General features: G+C 70.2%; 11 protein-coding genes and 1 pseudogene. 9 read left to right on the forward strand and 3 right to left on the reverse strand.

Going from position 1 to position 17,040, the window contains the following annotated elements:
* A complete protein-coding gene (locus ET445_RS04170) occupies positions 1-1,656 on the reverse strand; it encodes an ABC transporter substrate-binding protein (RefSeq protein WP_129189101.1) in 1,656 nt (551 codons plus the stop codon).
* Between the two features lie 310 nt (positions 1,657-1,966).
* On the opposite strand from ET445_RS04170, the gene ET445_RS04175 reads away from it, so the two are divergent.
* A complete protein-coding gene (locus tag ET445_RS04175) occupies positions 1,967-3,283 on the forward strand; it encodes an LLM class flavin-dependent oxidoreductase (RefSeq protein ID WP_243695316.1) in 1,317 nt (438 codons plus the stop codon).
* A gap of 3 nt (positions 3,284-3,286) precedes the next feature.
* On the opposite strand, the gene ET445_RS04180 is transcribed toward ET445_RS04175, so the two are convergent.
* The gene (locus ET445_RS04180; RefSeq protein WP_129189105.1) at positions 3,287-4,573 is read right to left on the reverse strand and encodes a hypothetical protein; all 1,287 of its coding nucleotides are present in this window, start codon (positions 4,571-4,573) and stop codon (positions 3,287-3,289) included.
* Between the two features lie 182 nt (positions 4,574-4,755).
* Between ET445_RS04180 and ET445_RS04185 the strand changes: the two are divergent.
* A pseudogene (locus ET445_RS04185) lies at positions 4,756-6,673 on the forward strand (FAD-binding monooxygenase).
* A gap of 25 nt (positions 6,674-6,698) precedes the next feature.
* Here the strand turns inward: ET445_RS04185 and ET445_RS04190 are convergent.
* The gene (locus ET445_RS04190; protein WP_129189107.1) at positions 6,699-7,415 is read right to left on the reverse strand and encodes an IclR family transcriptional regulator; all 717 of its coding nucleotides are present in this window, start codon (positions 7,413-7,415) and stop codon (positions 6,699-6,701) included.
* 123 nt (positions 7,416-7,538) lie between these two features.
* Between ET445_RS04190 and ET445_RS04195 the strand changes: the two genes are divergently transcribed.
* The 7 genes from ET445_RS04195 (at position 7,539) to ET445_RS04225 (ending at position 17,005) form a co-directional block, all read left to right on the forward strand.
* A complete protein-coding gene (locus ET445_RS04195) occupies positions 7,539-8,207 on the forward strand; it encodes a hypothetical protein (RefSeq protein ID WP_129189109.1) in 669 nt (222 codons plus the stop codon).
* Between the two features lie 9 nt (positions 8,208-8,216).
* Positions 8,217-9,464, forward strand: coding sequence for an alpha/beta hydrolase family protein (locus ET445_RS04200; RefSeq protein WP_129189111.1), 1,248 nt, complete (start codon positions 8,217-8,219; stop codon positions 9,462-9,464).
* 72 nt (positions 9,465-9,536) lie between these two features.
* The gene (locus ET445_RS04205; protein WP_129189113.1) at positions 9,537-10,733 is read left to right on the forward strand and encodes an ROK family transcriptional regulator; all 1,197 of its coding nucleotides are present in this window, start codon (positions 9,537-9,539) and stop codon (positions 10,731-10,733) included.
* Positions 10,734-11,017: 284 nt separating this feature from the next.
* The gene (locus ET445_RS04210; protein WP_129189115.1) at positions 11,018-12,301 is read left to right on the forward strand and encodes an ABC transporter substrate-binding protein; all 1,284 of its coding nucleotides are present in this window, start codon (positions 11,018-11,020) and stop codon (positions 12,299-12,301) included.
* A gap of 98 nt (positions 12,302-12,399) precedes the next feature.
* Positions 12,400-13,320, forward strand: coding sequence for a carbohydrate ABC transporter permease (locus ET445_RS04215; protein ID WP_129189117.1), 921 nt, complete (start codon positions 12,400-12,402; stop codon positions 13,318-13,320).
* The gene (locus tag ET445_RS04220) at positions 13,317-14,309 is read left to right on the forward strand and encodes a carbohydrate ABC transporter permease (RefSeq protein ID WP_208008538.1); all 993 of its coding nucleotides are present in this window, start codon (positions 13,317-13,319) and stop codon (positions 14,307-14,309) included. Before ET445_RS04215 ends, ET445_RS04220 begins: the two co-directional genes overlap by 4 nt.
* Positions 14,306-17,005 carry a glucosidase family protein gene (locus ET445_RS04225; RefSeq protein ID WP_129189119.1) on the forward strand — a complete coding sequence of 900 codons (2,700 nt, stop codon included), beginning with the start codon at positions 14,306-14,308 and terminating at the stop codon, positions 17,003-17,005. The genes ET445_RS04220 and ET445_RS04225 overlap by 4 nt, the downstream gene beginning before the upstream one ends.
* Positions 17,006-17,040: the final 35 nt, after the last annotated feature.

Genomic DNA, 17,040 nt, shown 5'->3' on the forward strand with positions numbered 1-17,040 from the left:
TCAGTCTTCGATCCAGGCGTTGGTGAAGACCGGGATCGGGTGCGACGTGTCGACTTCGATCCCCTTGACCCGCTTCGAGTACGCCCACTGGCTCTGGTTCTCGTAGAGCGGGAGGCCCGGGACGAGTTCGAGGAGCCGGTGCTGCACGGCCGAGTACGCCTTTGCAGCCTCGGGGCCGTCGGGTGTCTCACGCGTCTTCTGCAGCAGCTCGTCGAGTTCGGCGTCCTTCAGGTACGACGAGTTCTGACCGATCCGCTCGCCCGTGATCTCGCTCGAGTGGTAGCGGATGAAGAGGATGTCGGGCGTGTTCGTGTGCCAGACGCCGCTCAACGCGTCGTAGTCGCCGGCGTAGCGTCGCTCGGAGAGCTGCGCCTGCGGGACCTGGTCGATGACGAGATCGATGCCGACCTTCTTGACCTCGCCCTGGAGCTGCACGAGCAGCGGGCTCGGCGTGGCGGACTGCGTCGTCGGGACGACGACCTGCAGGCGGGTGCCGTCCTTGGTGCGGAACCCGTCGGCGTCGCGCTCGGTCCACCCGGCCTGGTCGAGGAGTTTCGCCGCGGCCTTGGGGTCGTAGACGAGCTTCCCCTCCGTCGTGGGGTCGTAGTACACGGTCTTGGACGAGAGGTAGTTGTCCTTCACGTTGTAGGTGCCGAACCCGATCGCGTTCGCGATCGCGTCGCGGTTGACGGCGGCGACGAACGCCTTGCGCACCCGGATGTCGTCGAACGGCGCGCGCGAGGTGTTGAAGTGGAGCACGCTCGGGCTGCCGGTGCGGATGAGGTTCTCGTAGACGAAGTCGGGGTTCGCCTGGATGGCGGCCGCGTTCTGGGGCGGGAGCGCCTCGGTCAAGTCGTACTGCCCGCTCACGAGTGACTCGTATCGGATGACTTCTTCGGGCACGACCGTGAAGTCGATGCGATCGAGGTGCGCTTCGCCCTCGTACCCGAGCCACTCGGGGGCCCAGTGGTAGCCCTCGCGCTTCACGTAGCTGATGCTCTGACCGGGCTTGTAGTCGTCGAGCACGAACGGGCCTGAGCCGATCGGGTTCTGGCAGAGCGTCTCAGGCGACTCCTGGATCGCCTTGCCCGAGGTGATCGCAACCCACGACTGTGCCAGTCCGTAGAGGAAGGGCGTGTACGCGTAGGCCAGGTGGGCCTCGAAGGTGTACTCGTCGATGACGGTGCCGTCGACGTACGGGGCGATGTAGGCGGCTGCGAGCGGCGACTTGGTCGCAGGGTCGCGCATGTGCTCGAAGTTCAGGCCGAGGGCCTCGGCGTTCCATGGGGACCCGTCGCTGAACGTGACGTCATCGCGCAGGTGGAAGGTGTACGTCTTACCGTCCTCGGAGATGTCCCACGATTCGGCGAGGTAGGGAGCCAGGTTCCCGTCGCGGTCGAGCGTGACCAGGTTGTCGTAGATCAGCCGGCCGAGCAGCGCCTGCTGGGTCGCGGAGATCGAGTGCGAGTCGAGGCAGCCGGGTTCGGCCGAGATCGACAGGCGGAGCGTGCCGCCCTCGACGGGTTCGCTGCTTGCGGGCGCAGCGGTGGGTGCTGCACCGCCTGCGGAGGCGCAGGAGGCGAGCAGTGCGGTGGCCGCGACTGCGATCGCCGCCGTGGTCAGCACGCGTCTTCCGCGCGTGGAGGGCCTGGACATGGGGTCTCCTTCTCGAGTCGTGCTCGTGGTCGGGGGTCGGCATCGGTGATGGTCGCCGATTCGCGTGAGCACCACGGTGGCCCGGAATCGAGGTTGTGCGGTGGAGATTACTGAATATGTAGGGTGCTTACGAGATATGTCCGGGTTTTTTACGTGTCATTGCGCCGACAAAGCGGCGTGCGTGCGTCTGGAGGACGATGTGGGCGGATGACCCGGGCCGCGGCCGGAGGTCAGCCGCACGAGACATCCGTCATTCCCACGGAAGGTGCACGACCATGACCACCCACGCCCCCGCCAGATGAGCCTCGGCATGAACATCCTCGGACTCGGCGGCCACTCGGCCGCCGCCCACCTCCACGAGGTGCCGCCGACGGCGACGACCGACGTCGAGTACTTCGTGAACATCGCCAAGATCTCGGAGCGCGGCAAGCTCGACGGCATCTTCCTCGCCGACGGCCCCGCATACCAGGGCGGCCGCGCGGGCGGCGGCAAGCTCGACCCGATCGTGCTGCTCACCGCGGTCGCGGCTGCGACCGAGCGCATCGGCGTCATCGCGACGGCGTCGACGTCGTACAACCACCCGTACAACCTCGCGCGCCGCATCGCGTCGGTCGACCACATCAGCGGCGGCCGGGCGGGCTGGAACGCCGTGACGACGGCGGGCGACGCCGCCGCGCGGAACTTCGGGCAGACGGGTGCGGCATTCCACTCCGACCGCTACCGGCGCGCCGACGAGTTCATCGACGTCGTGACGAGGCTGTGGGGGTCGTGGTCGCCGGAGGCGACGCGTCTCGGCGAAGACGGCCTCATCGACCGAGCCCCCGATGCGGTGCTGCCGATCGACCACGAGGGCGAGTTCTTCTCGGTCGAGGGCGCCGGCACGCTCCCCCGCACGCCGCAGGGCCGTCCGGTGATCGTGCAGGCCGGGGCATCCGAAGGCGGCAAGAACCTCGGCGCACGCTGGGCCGACGCGATCTTCACCGCGCAGACGACCCTCGAAGACGCGATCGCGTTCGCCCGCGACATCCGTGCCCGCGCCGCCGGCTTCGGACGGAACCCCGACCACGTGCGCCTCCTGCCCGGCCTCTCGACCGTCATCGGCTCGACCGAGGAAGAGGCGCAGCGCCGCTGGGACGAGCTCGACTCGCATCTCTCGTTCGACCAGGAGTACGCGCAGATCTCGGGCCGGCTCGGCATCGACGCGCGTGAGCTCGACCTCGATTCGCCCCTCCCGTGGGACAAGTTCCCGAAGCCCGACGACTCGTTCCGCACGAGTCATGGCTTCCTCGAGGCGCAGCTCTCGCTCGCGCGCCGCGAGAACCTCACGCCGCGACAGCTGGTCAAGCGCATCCGCAGCGGACACCGCCTCGCGGTCGGCACGCCCGAGCAGATCGCCGACACGCTCGAGCAGTGGTTCCTCGCGGGCGCGGGCGACGGGTTCAACATCATGCCCGACGCGTTCCCGTCGGGCGCCGAGATCTTCGTCGACCACGTCGTGCCAGAGCTGCAGCGGCGCGGCGTCTTCCGCCGCGAGTACGAGGGCACGACGTTGCGCGATCACCTCGGACTTCCGAAGTTCGACGAGCGTGAGGCGGATGTCTCGGAGCGGGCGCTGCTCGCGGGGTGACGCTCAGATCTCGAAGTCCTGCTGTAGGTCGACCGCGAGTCGCGCTGCGTCGACGCGCAGGCCGACCTTCGGGATCTCGAAGTTCGGCGAGTGCAGCACGGTCTCGTCGCCCGCGGTCGTGAACAGCACCCCGCCGTCCCCGCCGACTCCGACTCCGAGGCCGACACCGATCTCGACGCCGGTGCCGAAGAACGACCCGATCTCGACGACGCCCGCCTCGATCCAGCGCTTGCGCGTCGGCCACCATTCGGGGAAGTACTGCGGCACTTTGGCGGGGCTCCGGTCGAGTTGCACGGTCGCGGTGAGGCCGACGGGGTCGATCGCGGTGACGGTGATGTCGCCGTAGCCGAACTCGACACCGCCGGCGTCGCCCGGAGCATCCGCCGGCCGAAGGCTGCTGCCGACTCCCCAGCCGAGCCGGCCGCTGCCGTCGGCGACCTGCCACGAGCTCTTGCCCTCGAAGTAGTGCACGAGCACGGCGGGGCCGGGGATGCCGGCGTCCCACCGGTCGGGCACGCGGAACTCGACGACGAGGTCGTCGAGCTGCGCGGCGAGCCAGCCGCCGAGGTCGAGGCGGTGGAGCGGCCGCAGCACGACGGTCTCGGAGAACCGCTCACCCGATTGCTTCCACAGTCGGGTTTCGTCGAACCATCCGAGCGCGAGCATGTTGGCGGCGTTGAGGCCGGGCCCGATGGGGTAGACGGCGTCGCCCCGCACGCTGCGGTTGGTGCGGGTCGGACTCGGCGTGAGGTACGGCGTGAGGTTGCTCATGGCGTCCCACCAGTCGCCGTACTCGACGTCGGGCATGTCGGCGCGCTTCGAGTGGTCGAGCCCGAAGACGTGGGTCATCTCCTGTTCCATGAACGCGGGTGAGAGTCCTGAGACATCGAGGTCCTGCCCGTCGTCGCCGCCGACGGCGCCGGCCGGACCGCCGAAGAGGTCGCGCCCGGTGTTGAGCACGACGACGACTCCGCGGTAGTCATCGAGGGCTACGCCTTCGTCGCGCGCCTTCTGCTTGCAGAGGGCGAGGAAGTCCTGCTGCGCCTGGCGGGCGGCCGGGCTCGCGCCGCTGCCCGTGTAGTCGGCCATCTTGAGGTCGAGCTCGTACCAGCCGAACACCTTCGTGCCGGTGAGGTCGGCGCGCCCGTGCGAGACGTCGAGGAACCAGTCGTAGAGGAGCATCTGGCCTTTGCCCTTCTCGCTGAAGAGCTCCTCGTACCACGATCGCTGGAACGGCTGGGCGGTGTCGCCCTTGAAATGGATCAGCAGGATCGCGAACGGGTCCGCCATGGTCCCTACCCCTCAACTCACGAAGTGATGAGCATTGCTCACGGCAATGATGCGCGGATGTCTCGGCCGCGGCAACCTTGTCGGCACCGCGCTTCCGCGGGTACACTCGGCGCACGATATGAGAATCCCAAGTTCGATAATAGAACGTCGGGAAGTCCGCACAACGATGTGAGGAGCACCTCGTGCAGCAGTTCCACCACCACGGCTACGTGTCGGGCGACCCGCGGGTCGAGCCCGCCGCGGGCGTCGGCATCGACCGCCCCGCCGAACTGCCCGACGAGGTCGACGTGCTCATCGTGGGCTCGGGCCCCGCGGGAATGGTCGCGGCGGCGCAGCTCGCGCAGTTCCCGAACGTCGTCACGCGACTCGTCGAACGCCGGCCGGGCCGGCTCGTGATCGGACAGGCCGACGGCATCCAGGCGCGCAGCGTCGAGACGTTCCAGGCGTTCGGCTTCGCCGAGCGCATCATCGCCGAGGCCTACCGCATCACCGAGATGGCGTTCTGGAAGCCCGACCCCGACGACCCCTCCCGCATCCACCGCGCGGCCCGCACGCTCGACGATCCCGCCGGGATCAGCGAGTTCCCGCATCTCATCGTCAACCAGGCGCGCGTGCTCGACTACTTCGCCGAGTTCGCCGCGAACTCCCCCGCTCGCCTCACCCCGACTACGGGTGGGAGTTCGTCGGGCTCGAGGTCGCGGAGGGCGACAGCGTGGGACATCCGGTGCTCGTGCGACTCAAGCGGGAAGACGGCACCGACCGCACGATCCGCGCGAAGTACGTGGTCGGCGCCGACGGCGCCCGCAGCGCCGTGCGCGCCGCGATCGGCTGCACGCTCGCGGGCGACCAGGCCAATCACGCGTGGGGCGTCATGGACACGCTCGCGGTGACCGACTTCCCCGACATCCGCACGAAATGCTCCATCCAGTCGGAGGCGGGCAACATCCTGCTCATCCCGCGCGAGGGCGGGCACCTCTTCCGCATGTACGTCGACCTCGGCGAGGTCGCCGAGAACGACAACGGCGCCGTGCGGCAGACGACGCTCGAGCAGATCATCGCGAAGGCGAACGAGATCTTGCACCCGTACACGCTCGACGTGAAGCACGTGCCGTGGCACAGCGTCTACGAGGTCGGCCACCGGCTCACCGACCGCTTCGACGACGTCTCGCTCGACGCCCTCGGCACCCGCACGCCGCGCGTGTTCATCACGGGCGACGCGTGCCACACGCACAGCGCGAAGGCCGGGCAGGGCATGAACGTGTCGATGCAGGACGGCTGGAACATCGGCTGGAAGCTCGGCCACGTGCTCGACGGTCGCGCGCCCGAGTCGCTGCTCGCGACCTATTCGGCCGAACGCCAGGTCGTCGCGAAAGACCTCATCGACTTCGACAAGCAGTGGTCGACGCTCATGGCGAAGAAGCCCGAGGAGTTCGCCGATCCGAGCGAGCTCGAGGACTTCTACGTGCGCACGGCCGAGTTCCCGGCGGGTTCATGACCGAGTACGCGCCGTCGATGATCGTGTCGGGCGACGCCCGCCAGGAGCTCGCGACGGGGTTCCCGCTCGGCAAGCGGTTCAAGTCGGCGCCCGTCGTCCGCGTGTGCGACGCGAACCCGGTGCACCTCGGGCACGAGCACCGCGCCGACGGGCGCTGGCGCATCTACGCGTTCGCCGACGCCGCGGCCGCAGGCACGGGCGCCGAGGCATCCGCGCTCGTCGACTTCGCGACCTGGCTGGATGACTCGCCCGAATCGCCGATCAACGTGCACACGCCCGATGGCGCGGAGCGCGGGTCGGTCTTCGACGTCAAGGTCGTGTACCAGCAGCCGCACACGGGCGTCGACCTCGCCGTGGTGCCGCCGGTGTTCCTGCCGCGCGTCGGACCGTTCGATCTCGTCGACACGTGGCACGTCTTCGCGACCGACCCGGGCGTCGACATCTTCGGGGAGCGCGGCATCTCGCGCGACGGCGCGATCGTCGTCGTGCGGCCCGACCACTACGTCGCGCACGTCCTCCCGCTCACCGCGACCGACGAGCTCGCGGCGTTCTTCCGCGGCGCGCTGCTGCCGCAGCGGGTGGCGGCGGAGGCATCCGCCCGCTGAGCGCACGGCGGCCGTGCACGTCGCGTCATGCCCCGGAGAGACGCCGGATGCTTCCCGCCGCCGCCTGCAGCCGCGCCGCGATCTCGGCTTCGGGCTGCGGGAACGACACGTGGATGACCGCGAGCGCCGCGGGCGGCTGTCCGGGCAGGGTGAGCGGCACGGCGACCGAGCGGAGCGACGGCACGACCTCGTCGTGGCTCACGGCGTAGCCGCGGGCACGACTCTCGGCGATCTCCGCACGCAGCCCGTCGGCCACGTCGGCCGGCCACGAGGCATCCGGAATCCCGAGCAGGATCGCCTTGCCGGGCCCGCCCCTGGTAATGGGATGGCGGTGCCCCGGCCGGTACGAGACGACCGCAGCCGACCGGCGCGGCGACGCGCTCGCGAGCGTCACGGCCTCGTCGCCGTCGAGGAGCACGGCGAGGAGCGCCGTCATGCCGAGCTCGTTCGCGACCTCGTTGAGTTCGGGCAGCACGATCTGCTGCAGGTCGCGCGAGACTCCTGCGGCGAGGGCCGCGAGGCCTGCGCCGAGCGCGAGCCGCCCCGCCGCATCACGCGCGACGAGCCCGTGGTCCTCGAGCGTGCGCACGAGCCGGTACGCGACCGAGCGGTGCACGCCGAGGGCTGCCGCGACCTCGTCGATCGACAGGTTCCGGTCGGCCGCGGCGAGGGCTTCGAGCACGCGGATGCCTCGGCTGAGCGTCTGCGACCCCGCTTGCGTGCCCGGTGCCTCCGCCGCCATCGGCCTCGCCCCTCCCCGTGCGTCGTCGACTACGACCGCCGCTCGGGGCCGTGCTCCGATCCTAGGTCTCGGCTCCGTGCCAGCACGGAAGCCGGGACGGGCACGCGGGCGTAGGCTCCGGTCATGGTGGCCGAGTCGGAGGCATCGCTCGCGCGAGACGGCGGTGTTCGAGGCGACCCGCCGCCGGCCTTTGCGTCGGCGATCGCGGTGGGGGCGGTCTGCGGCCTCGCGTGGGCGTCGGGGTTCCGGGCCTACATGATGCTCATCGCGGGACCTGCATCGCGCTTCGACTGGGTGGGGACGTTCGTCGCGATCCTGCTCCCGGGTGTCGTGGTCGGCGCGCTGCTCGGACTCGCCGAGGCGATCCGGCGGCGAGGCGGGCGCCGGCATTGGCGGTGGCTCGGGCTCGCGCCGCTCGCGTTCGCCGTCGTCCCGCTCGCGTTGCCGGGCGCGCTCGTCGACTTCCTCACCCAGGGACTCGGGGGCGGAGCGGTCGGAGTCGCCGTCGCGGCGATCGCGGGCGGATTCGCCCTCTCGGGTCGTGGTGCGGTCTGGGCGCGGATCGTCGGCGCGCTCGTGGCGCTCGTGATCGCAGCGGGCGTCGCGCTCACCGTCCCGATGATCGGGGGGCGGGCGCTCGCGCTCTCGGAGCCGCGCGGGCTGTGGGCCGCGATCCTCGCCGGGTCGTTCGTCATCGTGCTGTGCCTCGCGTCGTCCATTCCGTTCCGCACTGCATGGACTCGAGTCGGAGCCGGCCGACCCGGAGCCCGAGAACATGAGGAATCGTCGTAGATTCGACGCATGACGGACGCATCTGCGACGCGGTTCGCGGTCGACAACGAGTTCTTCGACGCGCAGACGCTGCGCGCGGCATCCACTGCCCTCTTCGGCGGCGCCGACCTGGTCGAATGCACGCAGATCGCACGACGCGTGCGCGCCGACGACCTCACGAGTTGGCACGACGAGTGGCAGGCGGCCGCCGAGCGGGCGTACGCGCTCGCCGAGGACGCCGAGCGGAGCGGGCAGCGCGAGACGGCGCGGCTCGCGTTCTTGCGGGCGTCGACGTACTTCCGCAGCGCCGGCTCGGTGTTCCTCGCGAAGCCCGTCGATCCGCGGCTCGTCGACAGCATCGAGCGGCAGCGCGACGCATTCCGGCGGGCGATCGCGCACTTCACGACGCCCGTCGAACCGGTCGAGATCCCGTTCGAGGGCATCACGATGCCGGGCTACCACTACCGAGTCGCCGACGACGGGATGCGCCGTCCGACGATCATCCTCGTCAACGGCTACGACGGCACGGTCGAGGAACTCTACTCCTTCAACGCCGCCGCGGCCCTCGCGCGCGGGTACGACGTGCTCGCGTTCGAAGGGCCCGGGCAGGGGTCGGTGCTCGTCGAGCAGGGGCTCACCCTCCGCCCCGATTGGGAGCACGTCGTCGCGCCCGTCGTCGATTGGCTCCTCGATCAGCCGACGGTCGATCCCGACCGCATCGCCCTCGTCGGCCTGAGCCTCGGCGGCTACCTCGCGCCGCGGGCCGCGAGCGGTGAGCACCGGCTCGCGGCGTGCATCTCCGACTCCGGGTTCTACGACATGGCGCTCGCCGCGGCCGGTCACCTGCCGAAGGGCGTCCGCGACGACTTCCCCGACGGAACGGGCCTCGTCGAGAAGATCGAGACCGACGCGGTCCTGCGGATGGTCGAGCACCTCGCGAAACAGCCGACCGCAGGCTGGACGCTCCGCCGCGGCCTCTACGTGAACGGCGCCGACACGTACGCCGACTACTTCCGCGACACCCGTCGATACACGCTCGTCGGCTACGCCGAGCAGATCCGGTGCCCCACGCTCGTGTGCCGCGCCGAGAACGACCCCATCACGACGACCGCGCCAGACCTCTACGGAGCGCTCACGTGCCCCAAGGCGTACCTCGAGTTCACGGTCGCGGAGGGCGCGGGCCAGCACTGCGAGGTCGGCGCGCGCCAGCTGTATTACGCGAGGGCGTTCGGATGGCTCGACGGCATCCTGCACCCCGAGCGGGTCGGGGCCGCCTGACGCGGCGACCCCGCGGCATCCGACGATTCGCGCGCTACGCTCGACGCAACACATCGGATGAATCGAGGGTGAATGCGACGCGGAACGAACCTGCCGGCCGTCGGCACGTTCAACCAGACCGTCGTGCTCGACGTCATCCGCCGCACCCCCGAGGGCATCAGCCGCGCAGACCTCGCGACGGCGACGGGCCTGTCGTCGCAGACCCTGTCGAACGTGTCGCGGAGGCTCCTCGACGACGGGCTCATCGAAGAGGCCGGTACGTACATCCAGGGCCGCGGCAAGCCGCCGACCCTGCTCAGGCTCATCCCGACGAGTCGGTTCGCCGTCGGCGTGCACCTCGATCCCGCCGTCGTGACGTACGTGCTCCTCGACCTCGGCGGGGAGGTGGTCGCGCACAGCCGCTCGGTCACGCCGCCGCCGGCCGACCCGGGCGCGGTCGTGGACGGGATGGCCGAGGCGATCGACGCGCTCCTCGCCGAGTCGGGGGTCGACCGCGACGCCGTCCTCGGCATCGGCATCGCGTCGCCCGGCCCGATCGACGCCGAGCGCGGGCTCGTACTCGACCCGCCGCTCCTCGAGGGCTGGCGGGACGTGCCGTTGCGGGACGCGCTCGCTGCGGCGACCGGGCTGCCCGTGCTGCTCGAGAAGGACGTCAACGCGGCCGCGGTCGCCGAGCTCTGGGTGGGCGACGAGCAACTGCGGGATTTCGCGTTCTTCTACCTCGGCACGGGCATCGGCATCGGGCTCGTGCTCGACCGTGAGGTGCTGCGCGGATCGACCGGGAACGCGGGCGAGGGCGGCACGCTCGTCGTGCGCCGCGAGGGTCTCCCACGGGTTCGCCGAAGTGAGCAGCTCGGCCACCTCGCGACGCCGCAGTACCTCGTCGAGCAGGCGGTCGACGAGGGTGTCGTCCAGGCTCAGGATGCCTCGTTCGACGCCTTGCTCGCACTGGCTCGCGCGCACGACGAGGGCGCGCTTCGCGTGCTGCACCGGGCGGGCGGGTTCATCGGCTCGTCGCTCGTGTCGCTCGTGAACCTCCTCGACGTCGACGAGATCGTGTTCGGCGGGCCGTACTGGCGGCGGATCGAGCCGTTCGTGTTCGACGTCATCCGCGCCGAGGTCGCGGGTTCGCCCGATCGGGTGACCCACCACGAGGTGCGCCTGGCGCCGGCAGCCGCGGGCGAAGATGTCGCGGCGATCGGCGCCGCGAGTCTCGTGCTCGACGCGACGCTGTCGCCGCGGCCGTCGTCGCTGCTCATCTCGGGCTGATCCGGCGACCCCGCTCGCACGCACGAACACGCATGATCCGACGTTCCGCATCACGATCTTGTGCGCCTCGGCACCCTTCCCTTGACATCCGATGTTTCTCGAACTACCTTCGCCACTAATACGTCAATCGTTTGGGAATAATCGCACCGAGAGACGTGGAACCCCACAGCACCACGAACTCGGGAACCGGACCGAATCGTTCGAGACATCGGACCGGTCGGCACCCCGCCACACCGAAGACGCCGGGTCGAAGCATCCGGCAACGCTCATCAAGGAGGATGAACATGAAGCGATCGCGCCTCGTCTCGGCCGTCGCACTCGCGGCAGGAGCCGCCGTCGCGCTGAGCGCGTGCTCGACCAGCGAGCCGACCGACGCAGCCGGCGACGCCCTCACGTTCATGGTGTTCGAGACCCCGGCGCTCGACGCCGCGTTCTGGGACACCTCGATCGACAACGCACTGGCAGGCCTGCCGGGCGTGAAGGTCGACAAGATCGTGAGCCCCGACGCCGACCGAAACGCCTACGCGAAGCAGCTGCAGGCGAGCGGGCAGTTCCCCGACATCCTGTCGTCGATCAACCCCAAGGACTTCCTCGAGGCCGGACTCCTCCAGCCGTTCGACCGGTCCTGGCTCGAGGAGAACTTCCTCCAGCCGCACGGCAACGACATCGACGGCCAGACCTACATCCCGCCGACGAACTCGCAGGTCATCCCGCTCGTCTTCTACAACAAGCAGATCTTCGCCGACAACGGCATCGAGGTGCCGACGACGTGGTCCGAGTTCGAAGACGTCGTCGCGAAGCTCAAGGCTGCGGGCGTCACGCCGATCGAGATGGCGGGCGCCGAGCCGTGGGCCGGCAGCATGTCGCTCGTCGGCCTCGCGAGCGCCGACGTGCTCGGTCAGGACCCCGATTGGATCCAGAAGCGCTACGACGGCAAGGTGAGCTTCGCCGACCCGCTGTTCGCCGATGCGATGCAGAAGGCCGTCGACCTCGTGCAGCAGGGCGCGTACGACCCGGCCGCCCTCAGCGTCGACTTCGCAACCGCGAACCAGAACTTCATCGACGGCAAGAGCGGCATGTACCCCATGGGCAGCTGGTTCACGGGGTCGAGCTACCTCACGCCCGAGCAGGCCGCGAACATCGGCGCCTTCCCGTGGCCGACCGACGACGGCAAGGTCGTCATCCCGTTCAACATCGGCGGCACGACGTCGGTGAGCGCGAACTCGAAGAACGTCGAGAACGCGACGAAGTTCGCGCAGGCCTGGTCGCTCGACCCGCAGAACCTCGCGGTCCTCGTCGAGACCGACGGCGCCTACCCGATGATGAAGAACCTCACCCTCGAGGACTTCGGCGTGACCGTGAGCGACCTCTACACCGACACGTACTCCCTCGTCACCGCCGACAACACGAAGGTGTCGTCGTTCGGCTGGGTCAACAACGACGACGCGCTCGCGCCGGGCATCAACGACCTGTTCTACGCGCTCTCGCAGTCGTTCTTCTCGAACACCGACGTCGCAGGCCAGCTCGCCCAGCTCGACGCCGACTGGGACGCGGCGACCGGCAAGTAGGCGCTCCCACCCGCTTCACCCGGGCGGCGCCGCGGGGCCGGATGTCTCATCCGCCCCCGCGGCGCAGCCGCCACCACACCCCGTCCGAAAGGATCCCCATGTCCACCCAGCTCGCCGCTCCGCGGCGGACCGGCGGCCCGCTCCGTCTCGGCCGCCGCGGGATCGGGCTCGCACCGCTCGCGTGGATCGCGATCGCGCTGTACGTCGCGTTCCTCATCTATCCGATCATCCAGAGCGTCATCACGAGCTTCACCGACCGCAATCCGCTGAAGCCCGCGAGCTCGTTCGTCGGGTTCGCGAACTACCTCGAGCTCTTCCAAGACCAGCGACTCCTCCGGAGCCTCGGGTTCACGCTCGTCGTCGTCGTGTTCGTGACGATCGTCGCCAACGCGTTCGGGCTCATGTTCGCGATGCTCCTCAACCGTTCGACCCTGAACTACCGAGCCATGCGCACCCTCGTGTTCATCCCCCAGGTGCTCTCGGGCGTCATCGTCGCCTTCATCTGGCGGAGCATCCTGACCCAGAACGGCCTCCTCAACGTCACCCTGCAGAACCTCGGCCTCACCGACGCGGCCGTGTCGTGGATCGGGACGCCCGAGCTCGCGACGCTCTCGATCTGCGTCGTCGTGAGCTGGATGACGATCGCGTTCTCGACGGTGGTCTACACGGCGTCGCTGCAGTCGGTGCCGGCCGAGCTGTACGAGGCCGCCCGCGTCGACGGCGCCGGGGCGTTCAGCCGCTTCCGCAACGTCACGTTCCCGATGATCGCGCCGGGCGTGACGATCAGCGTCACCCTCGGGCTCATCACGACCCTGAAGCTCTACGACGTCATCGCCGTGCTGACCGGCGGCGGCCCCGCGAACTCGACGAAGTCGGTCGCCTTCTACCTCATCGACGTCGCGTTCACGAGCAACCGCTTCGGCTACGCGAGCGCGATCGCCATCTTCCTCCTGGGCCTCACGGCGGTCATCGCCTACGGCACCACCGGACTCCTTCGCCGACGGGAGGCGCACCTGTGAGCACCGAGACCACCGTGGCATCCGCCGCTTCCGCCGCTTCCGCCGCTTCCGCCGCTTCCACGGACCCGAGTGCGAGCGAGGCGACCGTCATCGCCAGGACGTTCGAAGACCCCGCGCCGACGCGCGGCGTGCGCGCGGTCGGCGCGCGCGGCTCGGCCCGGCGCCGGGCACGCAACGGCGGGCGCTTGCTCGCGGCCTGGCTCGTGACGCTCGCGTTCGTGCTGCCGATCTACCTCGCCCTGTCGAGCGCATTCAAGAGCCAGGAGCAGATCCTCGCGAACCCGCTCGGCCTCCCTGCGCCGTTCACGCTCGACAACATCGTCACAGCGCTCGACCGCCCCGACCACCTCGTGCAGGCGGGCCTGCTCAACTCGGTCGTCGTCACGCTGCTCACGCTCGTGCTGCTCATCCCGCTCGCGTCGGCCGTGAGCTTCTGGATCTCCGAGCGCACGCCCGTGCTGCGAGGCATCCTGCTCGCCGTCTTCGCGCTCGGACTCATGGTGCCGCCGCAGGTCGTGCTCCAGCCCATCGTGAGTCTGCTGCACGCCGTCGGGCTGCAGAACAGCTATCCGGGGCTCATCCTCTCGAACATCGGCGGCGGGTATATGTCGTTCGCGGTATTCGTCTACGTCGGGTTCCTGCGGACCGTGCCGCGCGAGGTCATCGAGGCCGCGCGCGTCGACGGCGCGGGTGAACTGCGCATCTGGTGGACGATCGTCATGCCCCTCGTGCGGCCCGCGACGGCGACCGTCGGCATCTTCCTCGGACTGTGGGTGTGGAACGACTTCCTGAACCCGCTCTTCATCCTCGGCCCGCTGCAGGGGCAGACGATCACGACGGGCATCTACCAGTCGCTCGGCACTTACTCGACCGACTACGGGCAGCTCTTCGGCATCATGTTCCTCGCCGCGATCATCCCCGTCGTCGGGTACCTCGTGACGCAGCGCGAGTTCATCCACGGCCTCATGTCGGGAGCGTCGAAGGGATGACCGTGCTGCCTTCCGGAGTGCCCTCGCTCGATCGGCTCTCCGCAGAATGGGTCGACGCCGCAGACCTCGCCCACCTGCATTCGCTTCGCAATCAGTGGGGGCAGGCGCACGTCAACGCCGATCTCACCTCGATCTCGTGGCTCGCGGTGCCGCCGTACGCGGGCGGCTACCGCACGGGCGTGCTGCGCGTCGACGGGTCCATTCCCGAAGCGGAATCCTTCAACTGGGCGCCGTGGGGCGTCCGTCGTCGGGCGACCGTCGGCGGGGTGCTCGTCGAGACCGACACACGGCTCGGCTACGAGGCGACGGACGCGTTCCAGCGTGTTTCGGCGACGAACGAGACGGATGCCTCGTGCGAGGTCGAGCTCTCCCTCGAACTCCTCGCGCCCATCGCGCACAGCGACGTCGACTGGGGCTGGCTGCACGGGGTGCCGTGGAACGACGGGCATCGCCACGACTACTACGCGATCGAGCGCGTGCGCGCCGACGCCGTGAGCGACGCGACCCGCCAGTCCCATCTCGTCGCGGACGACCCGCGGCACATCCGGCTCGGGAGACCGCGGGTGCCCGGCATCCAGCGCGACGAGGAGGACGCCCCGATGCTCCTCGAGACGGCGTTGCCCGCGCATGTCTCGCAGGACTCGCCTTCGCGGGTGCGGCCGTCGGCTGTGCTCGCCGAGTTCGCGTGGGTCGAGGCGCAGACGGGCGACGTCGGCGACGTCGGCACCGCGAGCGCGACCGCGGGGCCGACGCGATTCGACGGGCCGTGGCGGGTCGACGCGCCCGACGACGAGCTGCGGCTTCCGGCGGTCGCGCTCGGCGACGGCGGCCGATTGACGTTCGAGGTCCGGCTGCGCGACAGCGCCGACGGCGTGCTGCTGACGCACGGCAACCACCCCGACTCGCTCCAGTTCGCGATCGTAGCCGGATGCCTCGTGGCGCGCGTCGGCGGCGAGCCGATGCGTTCGACGCGCCACCTCGAGCCCGGCAGGCGGTACCGGGTGTCGGCGTCGGTCTCGAGCAGCGGTGCGGCGCTTGAGGTCGACGGCGTCGAGGTCGCCCGCACGTCCGATTGGCGTGCGGGCACGCGGTGGACGGCGTCCGAGCGGGGCGGAGCGGTGGTCGTGGTGGACTCCGCTTCCCCCGCTCGGTCGGCGTTCGCGTTCTCGCGCCGCCCCGACCGCATCGAGGTCGCGGGCCAGCGCGGCGTCGCGACGTGGAGTGTGCGTCTTGCTCCGGGCGAGCGCGTCGACCTCGGCGTCGTGCTCGAGTTCGGCGACGACGAGGAGCAGGTGCTCCGCCGCGCCGACTGGGCCGCACGGCGGTTCGAGGCGCGCTTCGCGTCGATCGCCGAGTCGTGGCGTCGCCTGTGGGCGAACGCGTTCACGCCGGGCAACCCCGACCATTCGGGATACCTGCCGGTGTTCGAGTCGCCCGACGAGGGCCTCGAGCTCGGCTACTACTACGGCATCCTCCTGGTGCTCTACCTGCGCAACACGGGCGTGAGCCCGATCGGGCCGGTGTTCCTCACGGGCGGGCCGCGCCTCGGCGCGACGACGACGTTCTACTGGGACCAGTCGGAGTGGGCGCGGATCGGCGCGATGCTCGAACCGGCGGGCGTGCGCGCCTGGATCGTCGCCGCGCTCGGCCAGCCGTACGAGTCGTCGCATTCGTTCGACACCCGTTCGCTCACCCCCGTCGGCAACCACTACTCGGCCAACGACCACGCGCTCTTCACGATCGTCGAGCACTACGTCGGGATCACGGGCGACCGCTCCGTCCTCGATGAATCGGTGCGCGGCCGGTCGGTGCTCGACCACTTGCGCGAGATGGCCGGGCGGGCGCGCACCGACCGGGTGTCGTTCCGCGAGGGCGACGCGGGTGTCCTCGTCGACCTCGGCCGCGACGCGTGGGAGCTCCTCGAGTGCGTGCCCAACTACCGCGACGCCGTGGTCTCGTTCAACGCCGGATATGCGGGGATGCTCCGCTCGCTCGCGTCGCTCGTCAAGGGGCTCGGCGAGACATCCGAAGCCCATGCTCTGCGCGACGACGCCGACCGGCTGACCGCGGCGGTGCTCGGCCAGTACGCCGGCGACGGCCGATGGCGCATCGCGCACCCCGAGGGCGACGATCCGATCGGACACTGCCTCGACTTCGAGCTCGTGGCCGCCCATCTCGCCGACGAGCTCGACGAGCGGCAGCGCGCCGAGATGGTCGCGTTCGTCGAGGAGCACCTGCTCGACGGCGATTGGATGCGCGCGCTCTCGCCCGACGATCCCATCGCGCCGTTCTCGGATCGCCCCGACCACGGAGCGGCGGGCGCGTTCGCCGGATGGCCCGGCTCCACGTCGTTCGGGCTCGCGCGGCTCGGCCGACCCGACCTCGCGGCGGCGTTCCTGTCGCGCATCCACCGCAGCCGCTCGGGCGCGCTGTGGGGGCAGGCCGTCGAGTCGATCGGCGGCGGCCGCTTCCGCGTCGCCGAGCGCGGCGTCTCCAACCGCGACTCGAACGCGGCGGTCGCCGTCTCCGAGGCGGTCGTCGGCGGGCTGTTCGGCATCCTCGCGGGCTTCGAGCACGCCGGTGCGGGGTCGCTCGAGTCGGAGTGGGGAACGCTGCGGAACGTGCGTGCGGTCGGCTTCGACCTCGCCGCCGACGGCGCGGTCGTGCGGAGGGAGCCGGCGTCGACGCTGGCCTGACCGCATGCCGCCGTGCCGAAGTCGGCCGCCGGCCC

The sequence above is a fragment of the Agromyces protaetiae genome (assembly GCF_004135405.1).
Taxonomy (GTDB): Bacteria; Actinomycetota; Actinomycetes; order Actinomycetales; family Microbacteriaceae; genus Agromyces; species Agromyces protaetiae.